The following is a 26,606-nucleotide window of genomic DNA, read 5'->3' as shown; positions in this document are numbered from 1 at the left end:
CCACATTGGCGCCGTCCGCTACTCTGGAACGCACTATGCCAAGCTCGAATAACCCCGTCAGGAAACTCGGCCCGCGCATGACCCGCCAGCGCCAGGCCGTCGTGGACGCGCTGAAAGACATTGACAAGTTCAGCCCCGCCAAAGACATCCACGCAGCGCTGATCGACCGCGACGAGCAAGTCGGTCTCACCACCGTCTACCGCACGTTGCAGGGGCTCGCAGAAATCGGCGCCGTCGACGTCATCCAAAGCCCAGAGGGCGAAACCCTCTACCGACACTGCCTCACCGAGCACCACCACCATCACCTCGTGTGCGTCAAGTGCGGCACCAGCGAGGAGATCGAAGGCGGCCCCGTCGAGTCCTGGGCTGAGGCCACCGCCAAAGAGCACGGCTTCACACTCGTCGCCCACGAAGCAGAAATCTACGGCATCTGCAGCACCTGCCAGGCCTAATCAAACTTATCGACGGCCCCTCCGAACCTCCTGTCCCGCTTCGCATACTCGTAGACGGCGTCGAACATGTCGTCCTTGGTGAAGTCCGGGAAGAGCTTGTCCTGGTAGACCATCTCCGCGTACGCCGACTGCCACAGCAAAAAGTTCGACGTCCGCTTCTCCCCACTCGGCCGCAAAAACAGGTCCACGTCCGGCATATCCGGGCGGTACATGTACTTCGCGAACGTCTTCTCCGTAATATCCCCAGGCGCAATCTTGCCGTCCCGAGCGTCCTTGGCCAGCTGGCGGGCGCCGTCGATAATCTCGGCGCGACCACCGTAATTAATGCACATCGCAAGTGTGAGCCCCGTGTTGTCCTGCGTGAGCTCCTCGGCCGCCTCGAGCTCGCGTAGCACCGAGCGCCACAGGCGCGGGCGACGCCCCGCCCACACGATGCGCACGTTCTTCTCGTGCAGCTCCTCGCGCTGGCGGTGCAACACATCGCGCGAAAAGCCCATGATGAAGCGCACCTCCGAGGCAGCGCGGCGCCAGTTCTCCGTCGAGAACGCATACGCCGACAGCCACTCCACCGACCCCATCTCAATGCAGGCATCCACGCAGTCCAGCAGCACCGCCTCACCGCGCTTGTGGCCCTCCGTGCGCTTCATGCCGCGCTCCTGTGCCCACCTACCGTTACCGTCCATCACTAACGCGATATGACGAGGAATAAACTCCGGGGAAATCTGCGGTCTGCTCATGGGAAACATTATGCCTGCTTCATCACTCGCAAACTTGTTAACCCCGCCCCCAAATAAAACTGCAGGTGAGCAGACGTCGCCCGGTGCACCTGCTCCGCGAACTCCTCCGAACACACATGGTCATGCTCCAACAGCCACATCGAATGCAGCACCTCCGGGTCCACATCCATCGCCCCCGGCGGCCTGCACAGCGTGCACACCGCGCCGCCAGCCGCCGCGTGAAACGCCTTATGCGGCCCCGGCGTCTGGCAGTTCGCGCAGTTAAACAGGCTCATCTTCCAGCCCGCGTGCGCCGCCGCCTTCAACAAGAACGCGTCCAACACCAAGGTCGGGTGCGTCGGCGACTGCAGACGCTCGAAGCCCTCCTGCAGCAGCGCAAATAACTCCGGATCCCCCTGATCAAAGGACAGCTTCTCGGCAGCCTCCAACATCGCGCAACCCGCCGCGTACCTATCGAAGTCATCAATGATCGCGTGACCATAAAACGCGACGGTATCGGCGCTAGTGATCGTCGATAAGCCTCTGCCCGGATAAACCTGCACATCCACCTCGACGAACGGCTGCAAGCGCGACCCGAACCGCGACCGCGCCTTGCGCACCCCCTTCGCCACACCCCGCACCAAGCCATGATCGCGCGTCAACAACACAACAACGCGATCCGCCTCCCCGAAATCGTACGTGCGCACCACAAACGCACGATCACGCCACGACGGCCTCCCCGCCCCGCGACCTCTCCTAGAAGCCAAGACGCCCCAACGCCTTCGGGTCCTCCTGCCAGTTCTTCAACACCTTCAAACGCACATCCAGGTACACGTTCTGACCCACAAGCTCCATAATCTGCTTCCGCGAACGGTGCACAATCCCACTCAAACGACGCCCGCCAGGCCCCTCGATAATCCGCTTCTGACCAGGACGCTCCAAAAACATCACCGCGTAAATCATCATCCGATCCGGGCGCTCCGGATCCGGATGCATCTCATCAATCTGCACCGCCACCGAGTGCGGCAGCTCCTCACGCAAACCACTCAGCGCCTCCTCACGGATCAACTCCTCAATCCGCGCCTCGACGCCCTCATCCGTCACCTGATCAACCGGATAAAACCGCGGCCCCTCCGGAAGCTTGCTCACCAACACATCCATCAGCACGTCCAGCTGCACCCGGTCCTTCGCAGACACCGGCACCAACTCCACGTCCTTACCCAAGTACTCGTGCATCTCCAACAGACGCTCCCCCACCACGTCCTTCGGCACCTTATCCAACTTCGTCACGATGCCCACAATCGGCGTCTTCGGCTTCGCCGCCCGAATCTCCTCCAAAATGTAGCGATCCCCCGGCCCCAACTTCTCATCCGCAGGCACCGTAAACCCAATCACGTCCACATCCTGGTACGTATCCTTCACGATCTCATTCAGCCGCTGCCCCAACAACGTCCTCGGCCGGTGCACCCCCGGCGTATCCACCACAATCACCTGCGCATCCTCCCGATTCACCACCCCACGAATCGGCCGACGCGTCGTCTCCGGCTGATCCGCCATAATCGCGATCTTCTCCCCCACCAACGCATTCATCAGCGTCGACTTGCCCGTATTCGGCCTGCCCACAAAGCTCACAAAGCCCGACCGGAAGCCCTCCGGGGTCTGTGTGAAGCCCGCGTAGTCGGGGGTGCTCGCATTTGCGTTTGTTTCTGCTGGTGCGTTGGACAGGTCCGGGAACTCCGGGAAGTTTTCGCTCATGGTGCAGAAGTCTACCCTGCGCTGTTGGCAGTGCAGTGTTGTCGCTGTTTTAGCTCGGGCCGTTTTCGTTTCGTTTTAGCTCCGGTGGAGGTGTTAAAGGAGTGCGACGCTGGTCGCTGAAAATCAGCCCGGCAGGGTGAAAAAGCGCGACCTGCATCGCACGCTTCTAAGCGCACGCTTTTAACGAATAGGTGGCGAAAACCAGAGCAAAATGGGCGCGAACTGAAGGCAGTTACGACCCCAAGACAGCCACAAAACGAGCGCTTTTACAGTACTCTCCTGGAGGTTTAGCTCCGGTCGAGGTGTTAAAGGAGTGCGACGCTGGTCGCTGAAAATCGGTCTGGGAGGGTGAAAACGCGCGACCTGCATCGCACGCTTCTAAGCGCACGCTTTTAACGAATAGGTGGCGAAAACCAGAGCAAAATGGGCGCGAACTGAAGGCAGTTACGACCCCAAGACAGCCACAAAACGAGCGCTTTTACAGTACTCTCCTGGAGGTTTCGTTCCGGTCGAGGTGTTAAAGGAGTGCGACGCTGGTCGCTGAAAATCGGTCTGGGAGGGTGAAAACGCGCGACCTGCATCGCACGCTTCTGAGCGCACGCTTTTAATGAATAGGTGGCGAAAACCAGAGCGAAACGTGGAACGAAACGGACGCGAGCTACCGGCGGGCGCGGTTCAGGGCGGAGTGGACCGTCGATAAGAAGGAGGCGGGGTTGCTTTCCACATCGTGGGGAGAAAAACGGATCAGCTCATAGCCGAGATTGCGCAGGGTATCGGCGCGGCGCTTCTCCTTCAGCAGCACATCTGCCGTATCCACGTCGGGGCCAATGTACTTCATGTTCCCATCGATTTCGATGATCAGTGCGTTTTCCACGAGAAGGTCTACACGGTAGCGCGTCGAGTCTATCCATACGTTGGACAACACATTCCTGAAGCCCGCGTCTAATAGCACTGCTCTGGTATAGGACTCCGGCGCAGACTCCGGACCGAGCACCGCATACTGAACAGCCTTCCGAGCTGCCCCAATCCCATGAAACCGGGGAGTCGTGCGCATTAAATACTGCAGCTGTGGCGCGATGAGCGTGCGCGAATAGAGCAGCCAGTCCGCGGCTACGAGTGCGTGCTTGAACCCTGCCTCGCGGGCAATCTCCAAAAAGGTCCGGTACGGAGTTGTTGTGCTCAGATGCTGGCCTTGCACCACCTCATCCGGCCGAAATCGCGACCGCACGTAGCGTACATCCGGCTGCCGAGTCGGTTTCGGCGGCGGGTTGTGCGTCAACATCGAGACCTGTGGCATCGGCTGATTGACCGTCCACATCCCCAGGAGGTGCGCGGCCGCCCGGCCCGTCACCACCGCAGTCTGCGCAACCGCACCGACAGCGAAGCTCCGCGCCCAGTCACGCTGGTACTGCGGGACCTCCTCAATTATCGACGCCGGCACCGCCACCCCCGACGACAACCTCACTAACTCGCCAGAGTCCAAGCGCTCCCGCACCTCTCTACTCACATTCACGCAGCTCCGAACGTCAACGAACTCTGAGCGCAACCGTGTTTTCCAGTCCCCCGTATCCATGCGCCTCATTGTGGCAGGTATGTGGTCACCGGCGCCAGGGTTTTTCGGCTTTGCACACCATGGTGTGCATCCGGGGGCACCCGACCTGGCCGCGAGCGCTGCCTCGAAAACCACCGCGAATACCACCTCGAACACCACCTCGAAAACGTTCCGGTGGAGGTGTTAAAGGAGTGCGACGCTGGTCGCTGAAAATCGGTCCGGCAGGGTGAAAACACGCGACCAGCATCGCACGCTTCTAAGCGCACGCTTTTAACAAAATGGGCACGAAATGGGCGCAAATTGAAGGCAGTTGCGACCCTGCTTTGGCCAAAAACGAGCTGTTTACAGTACTTTCTCCTGCAGTTTTCGCTCCGGTGGAGGTATTAAAAGCGTGCGACGCTGGTCGCCGAGAATCGGCCCGGCAGGGTGAAAACACGCGACCTGCATCGCACGCTTCTAAGCGCACGCTTTGAGCAAAACGGGCGCGAAATGGGCGCAAATTGAAGGCAGTTGCGACCCTGCTTTGGCCAAAAACGAGCTGTTTACAGTACTTTCTCCTGCAGTTTTCGCTCCGGTGGAGGTATTAAAAGCGTGCGACGCTGGTCGCCGAGAATCGGCCCGGCAGGGTGAAAACACGCGACCTGCATCGCACGCTTCTAAGCGCACGCTTTGAGCAAAACGGGCGCAAAAAAGGCGCAAAAAAGGCACGAAAACGGCGCGAAAAGAGCGCGAAAACGCCGGCGGAACTGCCGGCGCAAACGGCTAGAGCGCCTCGACCTCGAACTGCAGCTGAGGGTTGGCGTAGGCGTCCTGGGACTCGACGAGCAGGAGCTCGGCGGAGTCGGCGTCGTAGGTGCGCTTGAGCAGGTCGTAGACGGAGCTGGCGGTCTTGGCCAAGGCGTCGGCGGCGTTGCCGCCGCGCAGGTAGTGGCCGGTGAAGAGGGCTGCGGTGACGTCGCCGGAGCCGTTGCGCTTGAATGGCAGGCGTGGGGTACGCACGATCCACTTGCCGTGGTCGTCGACGGCGATCATTTCGATGGTGTCGGCGGGGGCGTCGTCGCGTTCGACGGAAGTGACGAGGACGGTGGAGGGGCCCATCTCGCGGGCGGCGTCGACGGCGCGGAGGGTGGAGTCCAGGTCGGTGACGTCTTGTTCTACCAGGTAGCCGAGCTCGAACTGGTTGGGGGTGATGAGGTCGGCGACAGGGACGACGCGATCGCGCAGGAGGGGCGGGATGTTGTCGGAGACGAAGCAGCCGGATTTGGCGCTGCCCATGACTGGGTCGCAGGCGTAGATGGCGTCGGGGTTGACGGCTTTGACGCGGGCGACGGTGTCGATGATGACGTCGGCGATGTCGTCGCCGCCTTGGTAGCCGGAGAGGATGGCGTCGACACGCGGGAGGGCCCCGCGCTCCTCGATGCCGTCGATGATGGCCGCAACCTCCGTGGCTGGGATCATTGGGCCTTTCCAGGAGCCGTACCCGGTGTGGTTGGAGTAGTTGACGGTGTAGACGGGCCACACTTCGTGGCCGATGCGCTGCAGTGGGAAGACTGCGGCGGAGTTGCCTACGTGGCCGTAGGAGACGGCGGACTGGATCGACAAGATATTGCTCATGGGGATAAGCGTACAAACCTGACGGCTACTTGTCTTCAGAACCCCCGTCTGAATCTTCCATGGGTGCTTCGGCGGGTTCGGGGACCTCGATGAGCACGCTGCGGGTCTTGATGCGTCCGCGCCGGTCGCGGCCGCCTTCCGCGGTGTAGCGCAGGCCGTCGTGGACGATGGCGGAGCCCGGCAGCGGCACGCGGCCCAGCTCGTAGGACAGCAGGCCTGCCACGGTGTCGACGGAGTCGGTGACGTCCTCCTCGAAGGCGAGCTCGTAGTCGAGGTTGTCGGCGAGGAAGTCGACGAGGTCGTCGAGAGGCAGGCGTGCCTGGGCGCGCAGGGTGCGCGCGGCGACGAACTCGATTGGGGCGTCTTCGTCGTCGTCGTATTCGTCGGTGATTTCGCCGACGATTTCCTCGAGGAGGTCCTCCATCGTGAGCAGGCCGGCGACGTTGCCGAACTCGTCGATCACGATGGCGATGTGCGTGTTCACCCGCTGCATCTCTTGCAGCAGCACGTCGAGCGGCTTGGAGTCCGGGATGAACAGCGGCTCACGCATCAGGGTGGACAGCACGGTGTCCGGCGCCACTGGGGTGCCGGTGGGGCCGAACATGTCCTTCAAGTATGCGACGCCCACAATCTCATCGACATTCTCCCCGATCACGGGCACGCGGGAATGTCCGGAGCGCACCATCAGCGTGGTTGCCTGGCGGGCCGTCTTCTCCCCTTCAATCCAAATCATTTCGGGGCGCGGCACCATGATTTGGCGGGCGTGGGTGGAGGCGAGGTCGAAGATGTTTTGGATCATGCGGCCCTCGGCGGTTTCCACCACGCCTTTCTCCTGGGCGATGTCGACCATCTCGCGCAGCTCCACTTCGGTGGAGTACGGGCCGTCGCGGAAGTCCTCGCCGGGGTGGAACAGGTTGCCCACCCAGATGAGCAGGCGCGATACCGGCCCAAGCACGCGGTTGACGATGACCAGCCACGGCGCCGCCTTCAGCGAGATCGTGTAGGGGTTGCGGCGCCCCGCGGTGCGCGCAAACACACCGATGATGCTGAACTGCAACAGTGTCACCGACGCGACGGCGGCGATGATCGCCCACGCGTCGGAGGGGATCAGATCCATCGCCAGCATGGCGGCGAAGACCGCTGCAACGGCGTCAAGGACGGTGCGCAGCATGACCAGCATGTTGATCTGGTTCGCGCGGGCGTCGACAACTCGGGCGAGTGCCTTGGCACCTGAGACTTCGTCCTTGACCATGGTCTCGACGCGCGCGCGTGAAATCGGGGTCAGCGCCGATTCGACCGATCCGAACAGGCCGGAAAGCAGCAGCGCGAGCACGGCGACGAGGCCGTAGGCAACGGTGAACTCCATTTAGTCGCGGCCCTTCATCATGCGGTCGAGCTCCTCGCGGTCGGCGGCTGAGGGAAATGCATGGGCGCCGGTCGGCTTAGGCTGGTACTCGATGCCGCGTGCCGCCAGCGAGTCGTACCAGTCCGCGAGCAGCTCGTTTTGCAGCGAGAACATCTCGCGTTCCTCGTCCGGCATGACGTGGTCGTAGCCGAGCAGGTGCAGCACACCGTGGACGGTGAGCAGGGCGAGCTCGTGGCCGAGGTCGTGGCCTGCCATCTCCGCCTGCTTGCGGTCAAAGGATGGGCACAGGATGATGTCGCCGAGCATCGCCGCGCCGAACGGGGACGCGTCCGGGCGTCCGCCGCCTGGGGTGAGCTCGTCCATCGGGAAGCTCATGACGTCCGTGGGCCCTTCCAGATCCATCCACCGAACGTGGAGGTCAGCCATGGTGGCTTCGTCGACAAGCGTGATGGTTGCCTCCGTGTCCGGGTGCACATCCATGGCTTGCAGGGCGAAGGAGCAGACATCGACGAGCATTTCCTCGTTGACGTCCGCCTCCCCCGATTCGTTGAGGACTTCAATACTCACTGTCTTGCCTCTTCTTCGCGTTGTTTTCGTTCGTAGCGTGCGGCGTTGCGCGCGTCGTGCTCGTCGTAGGCCGCGACGATCCGGGAGATCAGGTGGTGGCGCACGACGTCTTCCGCGCGCAGGTCCTGGAAGGAAATGCCCTCGATGTCGCCGAGGATGCGGCGGGCGACGCGCAGGCCGGAGACCGTGCCGCGTGGCAGGTCAACCTGGGAAATATCGCCCGTGACCACCATCTTCGAGCCGAAGCCCAAGCGGGTGAGGAACATCTTCATCTGGGAGCCAGAGGTGTTCTGGGCCTCGTCGAGGATGACGAACGCGTCCGAGAGGGTACGCCCGCGCATGTACGCCAGCGGGGCGACCTCGATGATGCCGGCCTCGATAAGCTTCGGGATGGCTTCCGGGTCCATCATGTCGCGCAGCGCGTCGTAGAGCGGGCGCAGGTAAGGGTCGATCTTGTCACTCAGGGTGCCCGGCAGGAAGCCGAGCTTCTCCCCTGCCTCGACGGCGGGGCGGGTCAAAATGATGCGCTTAACCTCTTTATTGTGCAGCGCCTGCACGGCCTTCGCCACGGCCAGGTACGTCTTACCGGAGCCCGCAGGCCCAATGCCGAAGGTGATGGTGTTGTCGTCGATCGCGTCGACGTAAGCCCGCTGACCTGCCGTCTTTGGCCGGATGACCTTGCCGCGCCGCGAGATGATCTCGGCGCCGAGTAGTTCCGCCACCGACTCCGGCGACTCCACCTCCATCAGCGAAATCGCGTGCGTGACGGTATCCGCGGTAATGGGGACGCCGCGTCGCGCCATCGACTCGAGCTCGTCGAGCACCCGCAGCGCGTGCGCGACCACCACGGCCGGGCCCCGCACGGTCACCGCGTTGCCGCGCGCGTGCACGTCGGCGCCGAGGTGTTGGTTGAGCACCCGCAGGTTCGTGTCATTAATACCGAGCACGTCCTGGGTGTATACAGAGTCAAGCTCAATGTTGCGCGTGACCAAAGGTTCCATGTCGCCTAACCCTACCAGCGCGTCGTCAGCGCGCCGATTGCGCATAGTGCAGCAAAACCGGCGCTGGCGGTGCGCAACACTTCCGGCCCGAGGGTGACAGCGCGGGCGCCGATGAGCTCGAGCTCATCCTCGCCGATGCCGCCTTCCGGCCCCACGATGAGCCAGATGTCCCGCCCGAACTCAACGGTGGTCAGCGGCACGGCCGCGTCTTCGTGCAGCACCAACGCTTGCTTCTCGACGCCCCCTTCGCCCACCTCCGCAAGCAGGTCCTTCAGCTGGTTCGTGGTCACCGGATCTGCGACCTGCGGCACCCAGGCCCGGCGCGCCTGCTTCGCGGACGCGATCGCCTGGTGCTGCCACTTCTCCACCTGCTTGGCCTGCTTGGCGGCGGGCCAGCGCGCGATGGTGCGGTGCGAGATCCAGGGGACGATGGCGTCGACACCTCCTTGGACGGCGAGATCGACGGCGAGCTCCGCGCGTTCCGACTTCGGCACTGCCTGCACCAGGGTGACGCGCTGCTCGGGCGCGGCCACGGTGCGGACTTCGGTGACGTCGCCGCGCAGCTGCTGTTTGTCGCTGTGGCGGACGATGACGTCGGCGACGGTGCCGGCGCCGTCGGTCAGCGCGATGTGCTCGCCGGGCTCGATGCGTTTGACGAAGGCGTGCTTCGCCTCGTCGCCGTCGAGGGTCCCGCTGGCGGGGTTCGGGGTGAGGAAGTACGGAACGCTCATTTAGCGGCGGAACCTGTCGCGCATGCGGGAGAAGAAGCCTTCGTCGCGCTCGTCGTCCTGGTGGACGCCGGTGGCGTCGCCGCGGGCGTCGCGAAGCTGCTCGAGGCTGCGGCGCTCCTCGCCACTGAGGTGCGTCGGCACGACGACCTGGATGTGGGCGATCATGTCGCCGTGGCCCTCGGCGCGCAGGCGTGGCATGCCCTCGCCCTCGAGGCGGACCTCGTCGCCGGGCTGGGTGCCGGCCGGGATCTCGATGGTGGTCGTGTCACCGGCAAGGTTTTCGACGTCGATGCTGGTGCCCAGCGCGGCGTCGTACATCGGCACGTTCAGGCGCAGGTGCAAGTCGTTGCCGTCGCGCACGAAAATCTTGTGTGGCGCGGTCTGTACCTCCACGTAGAGGTCGCCGGCGGGGCCGCCACCGTGGCCGACCTCGCCCTGCCCCGCCATGCGGATGCGCATCCCGTTGGCGATACCCGCCGGGATCTTCACCTTCAGGTCGCGGGTGGCGCGCACGCGGCCGTCGCCGGCGCACTGGCGGCACGGATCCTGGATCACTTCGCCGTAGCCGTGGCACTTCGGGCAGTCGTGCGTGGTCATCACGTTGCCCAGGAAGGACTGCTGAACTTCCTGCACCACGCCCTGGCCTGCACAGTAATCACACTGCACGGGCTTCGCCTCAGACTCGGAGCCGGTGCCGTGGCACTTCTGACACAGCACCGCGGTATCCACGGTGACCTCCTTGGTCACGCCCGCATAGGCGTCCTCCAGGGTGATCTGGGTGCGCAGCAGGGCGTCGTTGCCCGGCTGGACGCGCGAGCGCGGCTCGTGGCTGCGCCCGCCCCCGCCGAAGAAGGCGTCGAAAATGTCGCCGAAGCCCCCGAAGCCGCCGCCACCGGCGCCGCCCATGCCGCCCTGCTCCATCGGGTCGCCGCCGCGGTCCACGATGCTGCGCTTCGCCGGGTCCAGCAGCACCTCCTGCGCCAGCGAGATCTCGGCGAACTTCTCAGTCGCCTCATCAGACGGGTTCACATCCGGGTGGTACTTGCGGGCGAGCTTCCGGTACGCCCTCTTGATTTCCTGCTCGGTCGCCTCTCGGTCAACGCCGAGGATGCCGTAATAATCACGAGCCACTAGTTAGTTCCCTTTCAACACTTCGAAGTTATTCGCCCCGCAAAATGCGACTGATGTACTGAGCCACGGTGGCAACCTTTTGCATGGTACCCGGATAGTCCATATGTGTCGGACCGACCACCCCAAGGCCGCCGAGCGCCTCGTCGCCAGCTCCATATGCAGTACTAACAATGGAGGCCTGAGAAAATTCCTTTTCCTCATTCTCGTTGCCAATACTGACCGAGACGTGCTCCAGCTGCTGCGCGTTCGCCAACAGCTTCAGCACGATCACCTGCTGCTCCAGCGCCTCAATCACGCTGTGCAGATCCACCATCCGGTTCACGCTCAAGTTCCCGGCGCCCGCGATGAGCAGCCGGTCTGTTGTGGTCTCCACCAGCGTCTCGATGAGCACCGCCGTCGCCCGCTCCACCGCATCCGCGATAACCGGCGGCGCCTGCGCGTGCAGCATCTTCAGCGCGGCGGAGGCATCGCGCATCGTCTTGCCCACCAGCACCGTATTGAGCAGGTCCCGCAGCAGGAACACCCCGTCGGTGCCCAGCGGCGCGGCGAGCTCCACGTTGCGCTGGTCCACGCGCCCGGTGTCCGTGATCAGCACCAGCAGCAGCCGCGTCGGTGACAGCGCCACCACCTCGCAGTGCTTCACACGAGACACGTTCAGCGTCGGCAGCTGCACCACCGCCGCCTGGTTCGTCAGCTGGGCCAGCAGCTGCACACTGCGGCGCAGCACGTCCTCCATGTCCACGCCGTGCTCAAGGAAGTCCAAAATGGCGTGGCGCTCCGCTGTGGACAGCGGTTTGACATCGTGGAGGGCGTCGACAAACGCGCGGTACCCGGCCTCCGTCGGGATGCGCCCCGAGGACGCGTGCGTCTGCGTGATGTAGCCCTCGCGCTCCAGCACGCTCATGTCGTTGCGGATGGTCGCCGAGCTGACCTTCAGCCCGTGGCGCTCCACCAGCATCTTCGATCCGACGGGTTCCTGCCGCGCAATATAGTCGGCGACGATTGCGCGCAGCACCCGCTGTCTGCGATCATTCGCTGCACTCATTAGCACTCTCCTTCGTCGACTGCTAACTCATACTACTCTGCCTCTTCGGCAGCCAAAATGTCCGTCACGATCCCGTCCGCCAGCAAGCGCCCGGCATCAGTCACGGCCACGCGCTCACCCGCAGTCAAAAGGCCCGCCGCCACATACTTCTCGACGACCCCCTCCGCCCCCGAACCAATCATCCCCCGAGGCACGCCCTCCTTCAGCCGCAGCCCCAGCATCACCTGCTCCTCGTGCCGCTCCTGCGGCGTGAGCGTCTCCCCGCCGTCAATCGGCAGCGTGCCTTCGGCGAGCATCTGGTTGTAACGTTCCGGCCGCTTCACGTTCCAAAACCGGCGGTCCCCAATAAACGAATGCGCCCCCGGACCCGCGCCCCACCAGTGCGCGCCACGCCAGTACAGCAGGTTGTGCTGGCACTCCCCGCCTGGCCGCGCCCAGTTGGACACCTCGTACCAGCCGAACCCGGCCGCCTCCAAGGTGTCGGCGATCATCTCGTAACGGTCCGCGTACACATCCTCCTGCGGCGCGGGCAGCTCACCGCGGCGGATCTTGCGCGCCATGGCGGTGCCGTCCTCCACGATCAGCGAGTAGGCGCTCACATGGTCGACGCCCGTCGACAGGATGGCGTCGAGGGTGCGGCGTACGTCGTCGTCCGTTTCCGTCGGCGTGCCGTAAATCATGTCCAGATTCACGTGCTCGAAGCCGGCGTCGAGGGCCTCCTTGGCCGCCGCGACCGCCCGCCCCGGCGTGTGTTTCCGGTCCAACACCCTCAGCACCGACGCCGACGCCGACTGCATCCCCAACGACACCCTCGTAAAGCCGTGCTCCAGCAGCCCCGCGAAGTACGCCGGATCCGTCGACTCCGGGTTGGACTCCGTCGTCACCTCCGCCCCCGTCTGGATGCCGAAGGTGTCCCGCACCATCGACAACACCCTGCCCAGTCCATCCGCCCCCAACAGCGAGGGGGTCCCACCCCCGATAAACACCGTGCTCGCCTCAGCCACGCCCGGCTGCTGCGCCGCCAGCTGCAGCTCCTTTTCCAGTGACGCCAGGTACTCCGCGTGGGAGCTTTCCACCTCCGTCGGCGTATAGGTATTGAAGTCACAGTACCCACACCGCGTTGCGCAAAACGGCACGTGGATATAGACGCCAAAGTCGGGCTGTGATTGCTGCGCGGTGTTCATACTTCGCAATTGCAGCAGACCCGGCGCCAGTTTGCGAATTGTGTTCGAGGCGCGCTCCCTGACCGGCCAGTGCCAAAAGACGCAACCCCCCCCCCTTTTTCACGACCTGGGCTTTTGCCTCCTCCCCCAACAAGAAGTGCGTCCTTTGGCACTGCTACATGAGGACAAGCACCAAATTCCCTCACAAACCATCAGCGAACTGGGCAGACGCAAACCCTCGCCCTCAAAATGAAGGAATTTGGTGCGCACCCCCTCGTGCCACAGACCTATGCCCCGCGTCGGCGGCGCTTCGCGGCCACCTTCGCCACAATGGCGTCCACCCGAGCGCGCTCCTCGAGGAACTGCGGCGGGGCGACACCGCGCATCGTGCGCACGAACGCGGGGTGGTCGATGCAGACGGTTTCCATCCAGCCATCGACAGCAGCCTCGACCAGCTCCCCGACTCTCGCATACAGGTGTGGCAGGCTCACGGCACCCAGTTCCCGGGCGACCATCTCGGTCTGCTCGAGCGTGTACTGCACGATCTCGCCGAGGTGCTGCACGGTCAGGTCGGTGCGGCCGGCAAGCGCATCCTGCATGGTCTGCACGGAGAACGGCGCTTGGAGTGGGAAGAGGTCTTCGAGGCCGGCGGCGTCAAGAAGTTCGGGCTCGGGGATCTTTTCCTCCGGTCGGTAGGAGGCGGAAAGCACCCCGGCGCGCATCCCGGTGGTCAGCGCCTGGCGAAGCCCGATGAGTTCGCCGACGATGCGGCGGGCGTCGTTGCGGGCATCGTCGACGATTTCGACGAATTCGGCGAGGCAGTCGTCGGTAAGTTCGCCGTCGTAGTCTGCGACTGCTTCGGCGAGGTGCTCCGTGTATTCAGCGACTTCGTCGCCGATGTTGTAAATCTCCTGTGTCAGCTCACGGTGGCGTAGCATCGCTGCAGTTTTATGCACGAATAGCCCCCTTCTGGCTCACAGGAAGTACGGATCAAAAGTCGATGGAAATGTTAAGCCATGGGCGCGCCCCACGGGTTGAGGCGCGCCGGGGGCTTAGCGCTCGTAGAGCTTGTCGATGTCCTCACGGAAGCGCTCGAACACCACATTGCGCTTCACCTTGAGGGTTGGCGTCATCTCGTTTGCCTGCTCGCTCAGGTCGCGGTCGAGGATGCGGAACTTCTTGATCGCTTCGGCGTGCGAGACGGTCCCGTTGGCGACGTTGATGGCGTCTTGCACCTCGGCGCGCAGGACGGGGTCGCCAGCGAGCTCGCTGAGTTTGCGGTTCTCCGGGATGTTGTGGGTGGACTTCCAGCGCTGCAGCTCCTCCTCGTCGAGCGTGACCAGCACGCCGACGAACGGCTTGCCGTCGCCGACGACGAGCGCGTTGGAGATCAGCGGGTCCTGGCGGATGATGTCCTCCATCGGCCCCGGTGAGATGTTTTTGCCGCCGGCGGTGACGATGAGGTCTTTCTTGCGGCCGGTGATGCGCACGTAGCCTTCGTCGTCAACCTCGCCGAGGTCGCCGGTGTTGAACCAGCCTTCGGTGAAGGCTTCCTTGGTGGCGGCTTCGTTGTTCCAGTAGCGGTCGAAGACGCCTGGGCCCTTGAACTCGATTTCGCCGTCGTCGTTGGTGCGGACTTGGTAGCCATTGACCGGGCGCCCGACGGTGCCGATCTTGTTGGCGTTCTTGTTATTGACGCAGGATGCGGCGCAGGTTTCGGTGAGCCCGTAGCCCTCGTAGATTGGGATGCCGATGCCGCGGAAGAAGTGCAGCAAGTCGGCGCTCATGGCGGAGCCGCCGGTGATGCCGTACTTCACGGAGCCGCCGATGGCCTCCTTGATCTTGGAGTAGACGACGCGATCGAAGACGCGTCGCTTCGCCTTGAGTATCCGGCTCGGCCCCTCGGGGGTGTCCATTGCCTTGGAGTACTCAATGGCGGTCTTCTCCGCCTCAAGGAACGCAGCCTTGCCGATGGCTGAGCCGTCCGCGGCCTTGTTGTAGGCCGCGTTGCGGACCTTCTCGAAGACGCGCGGCACGCCAAGCACCATGTTCGGCTGGGCGCGCTGCAGCTCCACGGTCAGGGTGTGGGTATCGGCCCAGTGGGACTGGGTGGCGCCCGCCATCGTCAGAGCAAGGCAGACCGCGCGCTGCAGCACGTGCGCCAGCGGCAAGAACGTGACGACGCGCTTGCCGGGGCGGGCCACCTCACCGATGTCGTTCTTGATCAGCGCCCAGGTCTGGTGAGCCCAGTTGCCGTGGGTTAAGGCCACGCCCTTCGGGCGGCCGGTGGTGCCGGAGGTGTACACGATGGAGCCCAGGTCGTCGTGGGTGAGGGAGGCGGAGCGGGCGTCGACAAGCGACTGCTCGACGTCCCTGCCCTCGAACTTGATGGTTTCGACTCCGGCGGCGTTGAATTCGTAGATCTTGCGCAGCTTCGAGCTCGAGTCCTTCAGGCGCGGCTTGCCGTCTTCCTGGAGGAGGAAGGCGCTCATCAGCTGGGTGTGGTCGCGCGACTCGGTGAAGGCGATCTCGGCGCCGGAGTCCTCGAGGATCCACTGGATCTGGTGCATGGAGCTCGACGGGTAGATCGGGACGCTGACTGCCCCCGCTGCCCAGATGGCGAAGTCGACGAGGGACCACTCATAACGGGTGGAGGAAAGGACCGCGATGCGGTCGCCCGGCTCGACGCCGTTTGTGATGAGCCCCTTGGCCGTTTCGTAGACCTCTTCGAGGAACTCCCCCGCCGTCACGTTGATCCAGTCGTAATTACGTGGGCGGGAAAACAGCACGATGTGAGGCTTTTTCGTGCAGATATCCACGAGCGCCGACAGGCAGGTGTCAGTGGAACTCAGCTTGAATCCGAGCGGAGTTGTGTACGTTTCTGAAGCCATGGTTGGCAAGGTTACCTGACAGAAACTACCTTTTGCGTGAGCTCCACTCTGCAAAACATCAGTTCTTTGGCACAATGGGTTGATGTGACCAACGTAGAACTACTCCATTCGTTAGCTTCCGCGTACGGGTTCGGCACAAGCTACCGCGCTTCCAACGGTGCGATGACCACCCCGCCGCCGGAATCGTTCATCTCTCTGCTGCAGGCCCTGGGCGTCAACATTAGCGACGCCCCCTCCGACGAGGAGCTGCACCACCTCATTCACGCCAGGCACCAGTACTGGGCAACCCGCCCGCTGCCGCCCTGCGTTGTGGCCACGGCCGGGCAGGAGCGCCACTTCAACGTCCACGTGCACGACGGCCACCCAGCCCACACTTGGATCCAGCTTGAGGACGGCACCCCGCGCGAGACCTACCAGGACGAAAACTGGGCACCACCAACTGCCGACGTCGCCGGCGTGGTCTGGGGCGAGGCCACCTTCCACGTGCCGGGCAACCTGCCCCCGGGCTACCACACGCTGCACCTGGAGTCCGATAACTTCAAGGACTCCTGCCCGCTGCTGGTCGTTCCGGCCCGTCTAGAGAGCAACCAGCGCTACATCGACAACCCGGTCTTCGGCGTGATGGCCCAGCTGTACTCGGTGCGTTCCGAGCAGTCCTGGGGCATCGGCGACTTCGAGGACCTCGGCACGCTTGCGGTGCTGCTGGCTGAGCAGGGTGCTGACTACCTGCTGATCAACCCAGTGCACGCCGCGCAGCCGATCCCGCCGGTGGAGGACTCGCCGTACCTGCCGACGTCGCGCCGCTTCGTCAACCCGATCTACATCTCTGTCGAGGCGGTTGATGAGTACTACAAGCTTGACAAGGACGCGAAGGTCCAGATTGAGCGCATGGTCGCTCCGCTGAAGGCACTCAACCGCAGTGCGGAGCCGCTGCGTCGCAACGAAATCTTCGAGACGAAGCTCGCCGTACTTCGCGAGCTGTTCTTCATCGCCTGCGCCGATGAGCGCCGCACCCACGACTTCGAGCTCTTCTGCCTCGACGAAGGCGAAGGCCTCGAGGAGTTCGCCCGCTGGTGCGCAGTGGAGGCAATGGAGACCGCGCCGTCGCGCCACGAGCTCGACGAGGAACTCGAGGAACTCACACGCTTCTACATGTGGCTGCAGTTCATCGCCGACGAGCAGCGCCGCCGCGCCCAGGACAAGGCGCTGGCAGCGGGCATGAAGGTCGGCATCATGACCGACCTCGCGGTGGGGATCCACCCCGATGGTGCCGACGCCAACACGCTTGCCAACGTGCTCGTCCCCGAGGCGTCCGTCGGTGCCCCGCCGGACCAGTACTCCCAGCAGGGCCAGGACTGGTCGCAGCCGCCATGGCACCCGCAGGCGCTCGCCGAGGCCGGCTACGAGCCGTGGCGTGAGCTGCTGCGCACCGTGCTGCGCCACTCCGGCGGTATCCGCGTCGACCACATCCTTGGTCTCTTCCGCCTGTTCTGGATGCCACGAAACGTCTCCCCGATGTTCGGCACCTACATGAATTACGACCACGAGGCCATGGTGGGCACCCTGGTGCTCGAGGCGCAGCGTGCGAACGCCGTGGTGGTAGGCGAAGACCTGGGCACGTTTGAGCCGTGGGTCCAAGACGTTCTGCAGGACAAGGGCATCCTTGGCACGACGGTACTGTGGTTCGAGTCGTACGACGACGGCTCCCCGCTGCACACCTGGGATTACCGCCGCTTGGCGTTGTCGGCCGTCGGCACGCATGACCTGCCGCCGACCGCTGGCTACCTGCGGTTCGCGCACAACATCCTGCGCGACGAGCTCGGCCTGATCGAGGAGCCCCTCGATGAGCTCAACGAGCAGGACCACCAGTGGCAGGCCCGCGTGCTGGACCGCGTGCGCGAGGACGGCCACTTCCACGGCACCTCCCTTGAGCACACCGAGTTCACGCAGCTGAGCGCCGAGGAGTTCGCCCGCGACGTCGACGTGGAGGACCTGCTCGTCGGCCTTACCCGCTTCATCGCCGCTACCCCATCGGCGATGACGGTGACGAACCTGGTGGACATGGTCGGCGATACCCGCATCCAGAACCAGCCGGGCACCAACGCGGAGCAGTACTCCAACTGGTGCATCCCGCTGACGGACAACAACGGCAAGGCGGTCCTCATCGAGGACCTGCCAAGCATCGAGTTGTTTGGGCGGGTCGCGGAGGCGTCGAAACGCTAGCGCGCTAGAGCAGCCCGGCCAGGGCCGCGACGACGACCAGCGCAATCATCACCCACAGTGCCTGTGTAACACGGGACTGTGGGTATTTGCGTTTCTGCTTCGGAAGCTGCTGATCGCGCTTGCGGAGTTCTTCAGGGTTGGCCATAGTTGACCACCTTACTTCTTCGAAATTTTGTACGCGATCCAGTCACTCAAACGCAGCATCGCCCACGACGCCACCCCCGCGAGCGGCAGCGCCACCAGCAGGATCAGTGGCGTCTGCAGCCACGGCGACAGATCAAACATCGCTGCCCTCGAGCCCGCGTCGCACCAGCAGAGCGCGCGTGTCCTTGTCGCGGCCGCGGAAGGCGCGGTAGGCCTCGGCGTAGTCGCGCGCGGCACCAACCGAGAGCACCGTGTCCCGGAACCGCTGGCCGCTGTCCCGGTTGATACCGGATTCCTCGATGAACTGGTAGCCGTCGGCGTCCAACGCCTCCGCCCACAAGTAGGAGTAGTAGCCCGCCGAGTAGCCGCCCGCGAAGATGTGGTTAAACCACGTTGAGCGGTAGCGCGGCTCGAGACCCTCGACGTCTAGGCCAACCTTCTCGAGTGCGCGCTGCTCGAAGGCGTCAATGTCCTCGGGCACCTCGCCGTCGAGCGAGTGCCAGGCCAGGTCAATCGCGCAGGCTGCCAGGTACTCTGCGGTGGCGAAGCCCTGCCCGAACGTCCGCGACTGGCGCACGGCCTCCAACAGCGCGTCGGGGATGACTTCGCCAGTGTCCACGTGGCGCGCGTAATTACGGATAATCTCGGGCGTGAACGCGTAGTTCTCATTGATCTGGGAGGGGAACTCCACCCAGTCGCGCGGCACGTTGGTGCCGGAGAGCGTCGGGTAGCGCACGTTGGACAGCAGTCCGTGCAACGCGTGGCCGAACTCGTGGAACACGGTCGTAACCTCGTCGATCGTCAGCAGGTCGGAGGTCAGCGACATCACGTTCACCACGACGGGCTTGGTGCCGGTCAGCGTCGACTGGTCCACAAAGGAGCTCATCCAGGCTCCCCCGCGTTTCGACGGCCGCGCCCCGTAATCCGTCAGCAGCAGGCCAATGCCGGTGCCGTCTTCCTCCTTGACTTCCCACACGTGTACGTCGTCGCGGTAGCCGTGCAGGTCCTCGCGCTGAGTAACCGTGATGCCGTAGAGCAGGTTCGCAGCGTAGAAAACGCCGTCGCGCAGCACCTGCTGCAGCGGGAAGTACTTGCGAAGCTCCGCGTCGTTGACCGCGAAGGCCTCCTCCCTGCGGCGTGCCTCCCAGTACGGCCAATCCGCGCCGTCCAGTTCCATCCCGGCCAGCTCCCCTGCCAGCTTACGTTCCGCGGCGGCGTTCGACGCGGCCGCGGGCGCGAGGTCGCTGATAAGTTTGCGGGCCGCGGCCGCGCTGCCCGCGGTTTCCTCCGCGATGACGTAATCGGCATGCGTGTCGAAGCCGAGCAGCTTCGCGCGCTCCTGGCGCAGCCGCACCGACTCGACCACGAGCGCACTGTTGGTGTCGCGGCCGCGCTGGCGGGAGGCGTCGAACAGCTTGTGGCGCGCGCTGCTGGACTCGAGCTCGGCCTGCAGCGACTGGGTCGTCGGCAGCTCGATCGGCACGACGTAGGCGTCTGGGGTGTCTGGGTCCTCTGCGTCGCGGTAGGCGGCGAGCTGCTCCTCGCTCAGGCCCGCCAGCTCGTCGCGGGTCATGCGCACCGCGAGCTTCGTCGTGTCCGCGAGTAGGTTGCGGCCGAACTGCTCGGAAAGCTCCGAGAGACGCTGATTCAGCTCGCGCAGGCGCTGTTTGCCTGCCTCGTCGAGCTCCGCCCCGCGGCGGGTGAACCGGCGCAGCAGCAGGTCGTAGAGGCGGCGCGACTCCTCGTCCGCCGGGGCCTCCACTGCGCGCAAGCGGTCGTAGAGTTCCTGGTTCTGGTAGATCGCGTCGGTGTGCGCGGACAGACGCGGCACAATCGCGTCCGCGACCTGGTCAAACTCAGGCGAACCGTCGGTGCCCTGCAGGTTGAAAAACCATGCCAGGACTCGCTCTAAGTCGCTGCCCGCGCGCTCCAGCGCCTCGACGGTGTTCTCCCACGTCGGAGTGTCCTCGGCGCAAATGCGCGCAATTTCTTCTTCATGGAGCACGAGCGCCCGCTCGAAAGCGGGCAGCACGTGTTCAAGGCGGATCGCCTGGAAATCAGGCAGTCCATACGGCAAGTCGGACGGGTGCAACAACGGATTGTCAGTCATGGCACCCCATCCTACTTGGGGTGTGAGTTAGGCTGGCTTGCGGCCAATCACCAGGAAGGTCGGGCGCGACTCGTGTCCCTGTGGCGTGCCGAACTCCTCGTCGATCTTGGCAATCTCCGGCAGCTCAACAACCTCGACGTCCTCCAGGCCAGCGGCGCGGAAGACTTCCGCGTATGCCTCCGGGGAGTCGGCCGTCGCGAGTGGAAGCTCCTCGAGCAGTTCGTCGGTGTAGGTCAGCACGAAGGAGTCCGGTCCATTATCGGAGATGACCTGCGTGTCCTTCGCGATGCCGTCCGCGAACCACGTCGCGTCCGCGGCAATCACCAGGCCGCCTGGCTTGAGCGCCTTCGTCCATCCGCGGATCGCTTCCGTCGGCTCGCGCAGGGTCCACAGCAGGTAGCGGCTGACAACGACGTCGAAGTCGTAGAAGGACGGGGGCAGGTCCGTCACGTCGACCTCGGCAAACAGTGGGGTGTTGATGCCTTCCTCCTGTCGGAGCTCCGCTTCGTCGCGGGCCTCGTCGAGCATCGGCTCGCACGCATCCACGCCGACGACCGCGTAGCCGAGCTCCGCAATGATGTGCGCAATGTAGCCGTCACCAGTGCCCATATCCAGCACTCGAACCGCGTCCTCCGGCATGTAGCGCTTGAAGATGTCAGTCCACGCTGCACGGTCTGCCTTGGCGCGCTCTGCTGTCCTGTGTTCGCGGTGGTATGCCTCAGCCCGGCCTGCCCAGTACTCAGTGATGCGTGCTTGGGTATCTGTCATTTGGGACAACTCATTCCTACAGAAGAAAGACAATAATCACTCACTAGCATAAGTCACCTTCGGCAGCTCGTCGAGGAATTTCGCGCCGGCTTTTCGGAATGTCAGCACGAACCCGTCTTCCGTCTTAATCCGGCGCACCGGCAACCGATAGACGGGTTCAAGCAGCTCGGGGCGAAGCACGTCCTCCGTCGGCCCGGTGGCGACCACACGCCCATCGTGGATCAGCATGACGTCGTCGCAGTAGCGCGCAGCCAGGTTTAGGTCGTGCAGCACCACGACGGAGGCGCACGGCAGCGACGCGATCAAATCCATCACGTCGTATTGGAACCGGATGTCGAGGTGGTTTGTTGGCTCGTCGAGAAGCAGGTGTGTGGAGCGCTGCGCAAGCCCACGCGCGATGAGCGCACGCTGCTTCTCGCCGCCAGACAACGCCGAGAAGTCGCGGGTGGCAAGGTCGATCGCGCCCACGTCACGCAGGGACTTTTCGACGATCACCTCATCCTCACTCGTCGGCTTGCCCGTCAGCCCAAGGTACGGCAGGCGGCCCAGCATCACTAGTTCAGCGATACTGACCGGCATGTCGGACTCGTGCTCCTGCGTGACCACCGACAGCTTGTGCGCCAGCACCTTCTTGTTCATCTCACCGAGCGGTTCGCCGTCCACGGTGACGGTCCCCGTGTCTGGCTTCAGGGAACCAAACAGGCACCGGAGCAGCGTGGTTTTGCCGGAGCCGTTCGGGCCGACCAGCCCCAACACCCGCCCGTCCTGCACGGTGATATCAATATCGTGCAGGATGGTGCGCTTTCCGCGTCGGAAGCGGATTCCGGTGCCCTTAATCATTTAGCGCTGCTCCAGAAATTCGTTGAGCTGCTCCAGGCCGTCGATGGACATGCCTGATGGTGGCTCCGCCAAGTAGAGCAGCATCGGCATGATCGCACCGTTCTTGCCGGCGTTGGTGTCGTTGATGCCCTTGATCTGCTTCACGCCCTCGATGGACGCGGCCGCGGCCTCGTCGCCGCCCTTGGAGTGCAGCGAGATGATCACGTCGGGGTTGCGGGCGATCAGTTCCTCGTCGCTGACCTCGAAGACGCGGTCAGCGGAGTCGCCGAAGACGTTGATCATACCGGCGGACTCGACGATCGGGTTGGACATGGAACCGGCGCCGTAGGCGTAGTTCACGGAGCCATCCGTCGCCGGGTAGAGCACCGCTACGCGCAGACCCTCACCGGCCTTCTTGGCCTCGGCGGCCTCCAGGCGCGCCTTGGTCTCCGCGGTGAACTTCTCAGCAGCCTCGCTGGCGTCGAACAGGTCTCCGTAGAACTTAATGTGGTCCCAGACATGGTCCCAGCTCGCCGCGCCGTTGAGCGCGCCGCAGAAGCCTGGCTCCTCGATGATTGGCACGCCGGTGCCCTGCATCGCGTTGTAGTCGACGTTACCTGCGTAGCCGATGATCAGGTCAGAGTCCGTCGCCACTATCTCTTCCTTCGAGATCTGCAGGTGTCCGCCAGCATCGACCTTGTCGGTCAGCAGCGGGATTGCGGCCACTTTCTTCGCCAACTCAGGCGAGAAGTACTCCCCCGGGAACGGGCCGGCAACCATGTGCACGTGGTCCAGCACGCCGAGTGCCTCAAGCGTCGGGACGACGCCCACGCGGTTGACCAGCATCACCTTCTGTGGCACGCCGTCGATCTCCATCGAGTGGCCACAGTTTTCAAACTTGTGTGCCTCTGCCGTCGCGGTCGCGGATGTCGATGCGTCGTTCGCTTCGGTACCTGCCTCGTTGCCGGAGCAGGCCACGAGCCCGAGGCTCAGGGCGGCCGTCGCGACGAGGATGCCTACCCGGTTCACTGTGCGTTTCATGATCTACCTTTCGTGTCGGTATTAGCTTGCGGCGCGCATGTTGCGCACCAGGATGAGCAGGAATGGGGCGCCGACAAGCGCCGTAATAATGCCGATGGACAGCTCGCGCGGTGCGAGCAACATCCGGGCGCCGATGTCCGCCCACATCAGCAGCACCGCGCCGAGTAGCCCGGCGATCGGCAGCATCGTGCGGTGCGCGCCACCAACGGCCCGGCGCGCCAGGTGCGGGATAACCAGACCGACGAAGCTGATGGAGCCCGCCATCGCGACGATTGCGCCGACGAGTAGACAGGCCACCACGAGCATTGCCAGGCGGAAGCGCTCCGGGTTGATGCCAGCGGTGAGCGCGGTTTCGTCGCCGATGCCCAACGCGTCCAGGTTCCTGCCCCAGATGACGGCGACGATGAGGCTGAAGAGCACCACGATGACGGTGATCAGCAGCGAGAGGTCCCAGGACGCGAGGCCCAGCGAGCCGAGCAGCCAGAACATCACGGAGCGGGAGCCTTCGGCGTCGCCGGAGGCGAAGATGAGGAAGCTGGTGATCGCGGAGAGCGCGTAGCCAAGCGCGACACCCGCCATGAGCAGGCGGATTGAGGTGAGGCGGCCCTGCGAGCGCGCCACCGCGTACAGAACAAACGACGCCGCGATCGCGCCGAGGAACGCGCTGCCCTGCAGTGCGTAGTCGCCGAACGCTGCACCGGCGCCGAAGAGGATCGCCAAGGCCGCGCCCGTCGAGGCGCCGCCGTTGATGCCGATGATGTAGGGGTCCGCGAGCATGTTGCGCACGAGCGTCTGCAGGATCGCACCTGCGATCGAGAGGCCAGCGCCGACGAACATGCCGAGCACCGCGCGCGGCATGCGGATGTCCCACACAATGGTGTTCTTCACGGGCTCCACCTCCAGCGGGGTGCCGAAGAAGTGGTGCGAAATGATGTTGAGCGTCTCGCTCGGTGCGACGGGCACGGAGCCGTAGCCCACGCACATAATAAAGGTGAACACGAGGGCCGCGCTCAGGCCGATCGCCCAGGCGGTCGCTTTCATTCGGTGTTTGCGAAAGCCGAGGATATCGGCGTGTTCTGTACGCATGCAGATTAAGGTAAACCAACTCACAGCTTTCGTCAATTATCCAATTGATTCTCCCAGTATCTTGGTGGCGTTTACACTGGCCTGTCATGGACGTCACCATCACCTGCCCCGCCGGCGCTATCACCGGCACCGCCACCGCCACAATGCGCGAGTTCCACTCCATCCCTTACTCGCGTATCGACGCCCCCTTCGACCCACCACGCCCCGCCCCCGAGGGCCATCTCATCGACGCCACCACGCCGCACCCCGACACGATCGGGTTGAGCATCACCACACCACCCGACGCACGCGCTCTCGACGACTACCCTGTGATGGTCTACCTGCACGGGGGCCGGTTCGAGGAAGGCAACCACTGCGAGACCACCTCGCAACCGGAGGCGTTCGCTTCGCAGGGCATCGTGCAGGTGCGGGTGGGGTATCGTCGAAAATTTCCTGGGCTGCTTCCCTTCCCCAACGACACGTCATTCCGCGCGGTGGAGGACTGCCAGGAGGCGCTGCGGTGGGTGCTGCGCAACATCGAGCATTTCGGCGGCGACCCGACCAACGTCACCTTGGTCGGGCACTCGGCGGGGGCGGCGCTGGCGCTGTGGTTGGCGCGCCGCGACCACTTCCAGGGAGCGTTCCGGCGCGTGCTGGCGCTCTCCCCCGCGTTTCCGCGCGTGCCCTTTGCGCAGCGTAAGTGGGCGGCGCGCGGGGCGCTCGGCACGCCACTGACGCGCCTCGACCTCAACTGGCTGGCCGACCGGCGCTCGGACGCCATCGAGCGCGCCTACCAGCGCTTCCGCACCCAGTACTTCCACGACATCGCGCTTGGTCCGGCGCCGTTCGAGCCTGCGGAGCTCGCCGAGGTGCCAATCGTGGTCACCTCCACCCGCGAGGAGTTCCACCAGTCCGGCGAAGGATTCAACGCGTTTGGCGCCGCGTTCATCCGCTGCTTCGGCCGATTCTTCGGCGCCAAAAGCGCGGCGGCCCGGCGCAACTACATCGAGGCTGCGCGCGCAACCGACCCTGACGCTGTTGTGGGCAGGTTCTTCTCGGATGCGCTGGTCCGCCGCTGGGTCGACGCTGCCTGCGAGCACGGCCCCGCCGACATCCACCAGATCGAGTTCTGCGCGGACACCCCGCTCGGCCACAGCTACGAGCTGGACACGCTGTTCGGGGAGCCCACGACCCACATCGGCCAGCTCATCTACGGCTACATCCGCAGCGGGCAGGCCGACTGGCCCACCTACCGGCCGGGTCGCCAGGTCCTGCGCGCCTCGCTCAGCGCAGACACAACCGCGGTCGTGAAGGATCCGCTGCGCCACGTGCGGGCAGCGTTCAACCAGTAGGTTAGCGCCCGGCGCGCTCCATCGCGGCGCGCAGCCGCGGATCCGCCAGCTCTTCGACCAGCCACGGCGAAAACGCGAACGGGGTCGCGTCCGCCGCGCGAACGACGTCGGCGGGGTCCGCCCAGTGCCACGAGTCCACCTCGTCCGGGTTCGGGTCCAAGGCCTCGTGCCCCGGCGCCAGGCACGCCGAGTAGACCGGGCAGACCTCGTACTCGACGATGCCGGAAGAGTCCACCGCACGGTAGCGAAACTCCGGGAGCACCGGCGTCACGTCCAGCACGGCACCCTCCGGAAGACGCAGCTCCTCTACGGAGCGGCGCAGGATTGCGGTCGGCACGTCCTCGCCGGGGCCAGGATGGCCGCAAAACGAGTTCGTCCACACCCCGGGCCACGTCTTCTTCCCCAACGCGCGCCGGGTGAGCAGCAGCTGACCATCCTCATTGAATAGCCAGCAGGAAAACGCCAGGTGCAGCGGGGTGTCTCCGGTGTGCACCTCCGCCTTATCCGCGGCCCCGATCGGGGCCCCGTCGTCGCTGAGCAGGATTACTTCTTCGCGCATTAGTTATTCAGGTTCCCCTTGAACGTGACGTTGCCGATCGTGAACTCGGCATCCCAGAGTCCGTCCGGGGTCACGTCGAAGGCGTACTTCGCGTTCGTGGTCGCCCCCGGACCCAACGGGCGGTCGACGCCGAGGATGTCGACCCCGGCCTGCTCGGCGCTGATGGGGTTGGCGTCGACAAACTTGTTGTTGCCGGTGTTGTAGCGCAGCTTCGGCTTGAGCACATCAACTGGCATTGGAACGTCGCTCTTGTTCGTCACCGCAACGACAATGATGCCGCCGGAGCCGGCGCCGTAGCTGCTGCCCTGCCACTTGTAGGACAGCTTCATCTTCGGGTCATCGACGCGCTTGCCGGTAATCTCCTTGGACACCACCGGGTCCACGAATTCTTGGTGAAACTCGGGTTGTGGGGCGCCAGTGGGCGTCGTCACCTCGATGTCAGTGGGGGTTGCAGTGTCATCCTCTGACACGCACCCACCCAGCGTGAGAGTAGTAACGAGCAGCAAGGCCGCAGCTGACAGTGTGTGGTGGCGCATCAGTG

26 protein-coding genes are annotated in these 26,606 nt (G+C 64.3%); 3 read left to right on the top strand and 23 right to left on the bottom strand.

Going from position 1 to position 26,606, the window contains the following annotated elements; translation table 11 throughout:
• Positions 1-35 precede the first annotated feature (35 nt).
• A complete protein-coding gene (locus JMN37_RS05390) occupies positions 36-452 on the top strand; it encodes a Fur family transcriptional regulator (RefSeq protein WP_252931282.1) in 417 nt (138 codons plus the stop codon).
• Here the strand turns inward: JMN37_RS05390 and JMN37_RS05385 are convergent.
• From JMN37_RS05385 to JMN37_RS05320, 14 genes are all read right to left on the bottom strand, one after another.
• Entirely contained in the window at positions 449-1,189 is a 741-nt protein-coding gene (locus JMN37_RS05385) for an isoprenyl transferase (protein WP_240492792.1), read from the bottom strand. The two genes, JMN37_RS05390 and JMN37_RS05385, sit on opposite strands and share 4 nt — an antisense overlap.
• Positions 1,190-1,197: 8 nt before the next feature.
• On the bottom strand, positions 1,198-1,935 hold the full coding sequence (gene recO / locus JMN37_RS05380; protein WP_071573517.1) for a DNA repair protein RecO: 738 nt from the start codon (positions 1,933-1,935) through the stop codon (positions 1,198-1,200).
• A complete protein-coding gene (era, locus tag JMN37_RS05375; protein ID WP_083433250.1) occupies positions 1,925-2,923 on the bottom strand; it encodes a GTPase Era in 999 nt (332 codons plus the stop codon). The genes recO and era overlap by 11 nt, the downstream gene beginning before the upstream one ends.
• Before the next feature lie 658 nt (positions 2,924-3,581).
• Positions 3,582-4,496, bottom strand: coding sequence for a DUF559 domain-containing protein (locus JMN37_RS05370; RefSeq protein ID WP_176754791.1), 915 nt, complete (start codon positions 4,494-4,496; stop codon positions 3,582-3,584).
• Positions 4,497-5,237: 741 nt separating this feature from the next.
• Positions 5,238-6,089 carry a pyridoxal kinase PdxY gene (pdxY, locus tag JMN37_RS05365; protein WP_070975323.1) on the bottom strand — a complete coding sequence of 284 codons (852 nt, stop codon included), beginning with the start codon at positions 6,087-6,089 and terminating at the stop codon, positions 5,238-5,240.
• A gap of 25 nt (positions 6,090-6,114) precedes the next feature.
• Positions 6,115-7,455 carry a hemolysin family protein gene (locus tag JMN37_RS05360; RefSeq protein ID WP_252931281.1) on the bottom strand — a complete coding sequence of 447 codons (1,341 nt, stop codon included), beginning with the start codon at positions 7,453-7,455 and terminating at the stop codon, positions 6,115-6,117.
• Entirely contained in the window at positions 7,456-8,022 is a 567-nt protein-coding gene (ybeY, locus tag JMN37_RS05355; protein WP_070975325.1) for an rRNA maturation RNase YbeY, read from the bottom strand.
• Positions 8,019-9,023, bottom strand: coding sequence for a PhoH family protein (locus JMN37_RS05350; RefSeq protein ID WP_070478049.1), 1,005 nt, complete (start codon positions 9,021-9,023; stop codon positions 8,019-8,021). Before JMN37_RS05350 ends, ybeY begins: the two co-directional genes overlap by 4 nt.
• An 11-nt stretch (positions 9,024-9,034) precedes the next feature.
• Entirely contained in the window at positions 9,035-9,754 is a 720-nt protein-coding gene (locus JMN37_RS05345; protein WP_252931280.1) for a 16S rRNA (uracil(1498)-N(3))-methyltransferase, read from the bottom strand.
• A complete protein-coding gene (dnaJ, locus tag JMN37_RS05340) occupies positions 9,755-10,885 on the bottom strand; it encodes a molecular chaperone DnaJ (protein WP_252931279.1) in 1,131 nt (376 codons plus the stop codon).
• Positions 10,886-10,913: 28 nt separating this feature from the next.
• Positions 10,914-11,930 (bottom strand): heat-inducible transcriptional repressor HrcA, encoded by a 1,017-nt coding sequence (hrcA, locus tag JMN37_RS05335; protein ID WP_252931278.1) that lies wholly within the window; start codon positions 11,928-11,930, stop codon positions 10,914-10,916.
• A 32-nt stretch (positions 11,931-11,962) separates the two neighbouring features.
• On the bottom strand, positions 11,963-13,114 hold the full coding sequence (gene hemW / locus JMN37_RS05330; protein ID WP_252931277.1) for a radical SAM family heme chaperone HemW: 1,152 nt from the start codon (positions 13,112-13,114) through the stop codon (positions 11,963-11,965).
• Between the two features lie 266 nt (positions 13,115-13,380).
• The gene (locus JMN37_RS05325; RefSeq protein WP_083290858.1) at positions 13,381-14,049 is read right to left on the bottom strand and encodes a hypothetical protein; all 669 of its coding nucleotides are present in this window, start codon (positions 14,047-14,049) and stop codon (positions 13,381-13,383) included.
• A 96-nt stretch (positions 14,050-14,145) separates the two neighbouring features.
• A complete protein-coding gene (locus tag JMN37_RS05320) occupies positions 14,146-15,984 on the bottom strand; it encodes an AMP-dependent synthetase/ligase (protein ID WP_252931276.1) in 1,839 nt (612 codons plus the stop codon).
• Positions 15,985-16,068: 84 nt separating this feature from the next.
• Here JMN37_RS05320 and malQ point away from each other — a divergent pair, with 84 nt between their 5' ends.
• Positions 16,069-18,207, top strand: coding sequence for a 4-alpha-glucanotransferase (gene malQ / locus JMN37_RS05315; RefSeq protein ID WP_252931275.1), 2,139 nt, complete (start codon positions 16,069-16,071; stop codon positions 18,205-18,207).
• 4 nt (positions 18,208-18,211) lie between these two features.
• On the opposite strand, the gene JMN37_RS05310 is transcribed toward malQ, so the two are convergent.
• From JMN37_RS05310 to JMN37_RS05285, 7 genes are read right to left on the bottom strand one after another with little or no spacing between them, the layout of a single operon-like run.
• A complete protein-coding gene (locus JMN37_RS05310) occupies positions 18,212-18,352 on the bottom strand; it encodes a hypothetical protein (RefSeq protein WP_252931274.1) in 141 nt (46 codons plus the stop codon).
• A gap of 11 nt (positions 18,353-18,363) precedes the next feature.
• Positions 18,364-18,492, bottom strand: a complete 129-nt coding sequence (locus JMN37_RS11310; protein ID WP_255364707.1) for a hypothetical protein — start codon at positions 18,490-18,492, stop codon at positions 18,364-18,366.
• Positions 18,485-20,461, bottom strand: a complete 1,977-nt coding sequence (locus JMN37_RS05305; protein WP_252931273.1) for a M3 family metallopeptidase — start codon at positions 20,459-20,461, stop codon at positions 18,485-18,487. The genes JMN37_RS11310 and JMN37_RS05305 overlap by 8 nt, the downstream gene beginning before the upstream one ends.
• Before the next feature lie 27 nt (positions 20,462-20,488).
• On the bottom strand, positions 20,489-21,229 hold the full coding sequence (locus JMN37_RS05300; RefSeq protein ID WP_252931272.1) for a class I SAM-dependent methyltransferase: 741 nt from the start codon (positions 21,227-21,229) through the stop codon (positions 20,489-20,491).
• Between the two features lie 36 nt (positions 21,230-21,265).
• The gene (locus JMN37_RS05295) at positions 21,266-22,069 is read right to left on the bottom strand and encodes an ABC transporter ATP-binding protein (RefSeq protein ID WP_252931271.1); all 804 of its coding nucleotides are present in this window, start codon (positions 22,067-22,069) and stop codon (positions 21,266-21,268) included.
• Positions 22,070-23,089: an ABC transporter substrate-binding protein gene (locus JMN37_RS05290; RefSeq protein ID WP_252931270.1), complete on the bottom strand. Its 1,020-nt coding sequence runs from the start codon at positions 23,087-23,089 to the stop codon at positions 22,070-22,072. It lies immediately after the preceding gene.
• Between the two features lie 21 nt (positions 23,090-23,110).
• Positions 23,111-24,175, bottom strand: coding sequence for a FecCD family ABC transporter permease (locus tag JMN37_RS05285; RefSeq protein ID WP_252931269.1), 1,065 nt, complete (start codon positions 24,173-24,175; stop codon positions 23,111-23,113).
• A gap of 86 nt (positions 24,176-24,261) precedes the next feature.
• Here JMN37_RS05285 and JMN37_RS05280 point away from each other — a divergent pair, with 86 nt between their 5' ends.
• The gene (locus tag JMN37_RS05280) at positions 24,262-25,506 is read left to right on the top strand and encodes an alpha/beta fold hydrolase (protein ID WP_252931268.1); all 1,245 of its coding nucleotides are present in this window, start codon (positions 24,262-24,264) and stop codon (positions 25,504-25,506) included.
• Between the two features lies 1 nt (position 25,507).
• On the opposite strand, the gene idi is transcribed toward JMN37_RS05280, so the two are convergent.
• Positions 25,508-26,065: an isopentenyl-diphosphate Delta-isomerase gene (gene idi / locus JMN37_RS05275; RefSeq protein WP_252931267.1), complete on the bottom strand. Its 558-nt coding sequence runs from the start codon at positions 26,063-26,065 to the stop codon at positions 25,508-25,510.
• Positions 26,065-26,535 carry a hypothetical protein gene (locus tag JMN37_RS05270; RefSeq protein WP_143109957.1) on the bottom strand — a complete coding sequence of 157 codons (471 nt, stop codon included), beginning with the start codon at positions 26,533-26,535 and terminating at the stop codon, positions 26,065-26,067. Before JMN37_RS05270 ends, idi begins: the two co-directional genes overlap by 1 nt.
• Positions 26,536-26,606 lie beyond the last annotated feature (71 nt).

Origin of the sequence: Corynebacterium lipophilum, assembly GCF_024102595.1 — a bacterium.
Classification (GTDB): domain Bacteria; phylum Actinomycetota; class Actinomycetes; order Mycobacteriales; family Mycobacteriaceae; genus Corynebacterium; species Corynebacterium pseudogenitalium.
Note: the sequence above shows the minus strand (reverse complement) of the source record. Positions and strands in the feature narration are given on the sequence as shown.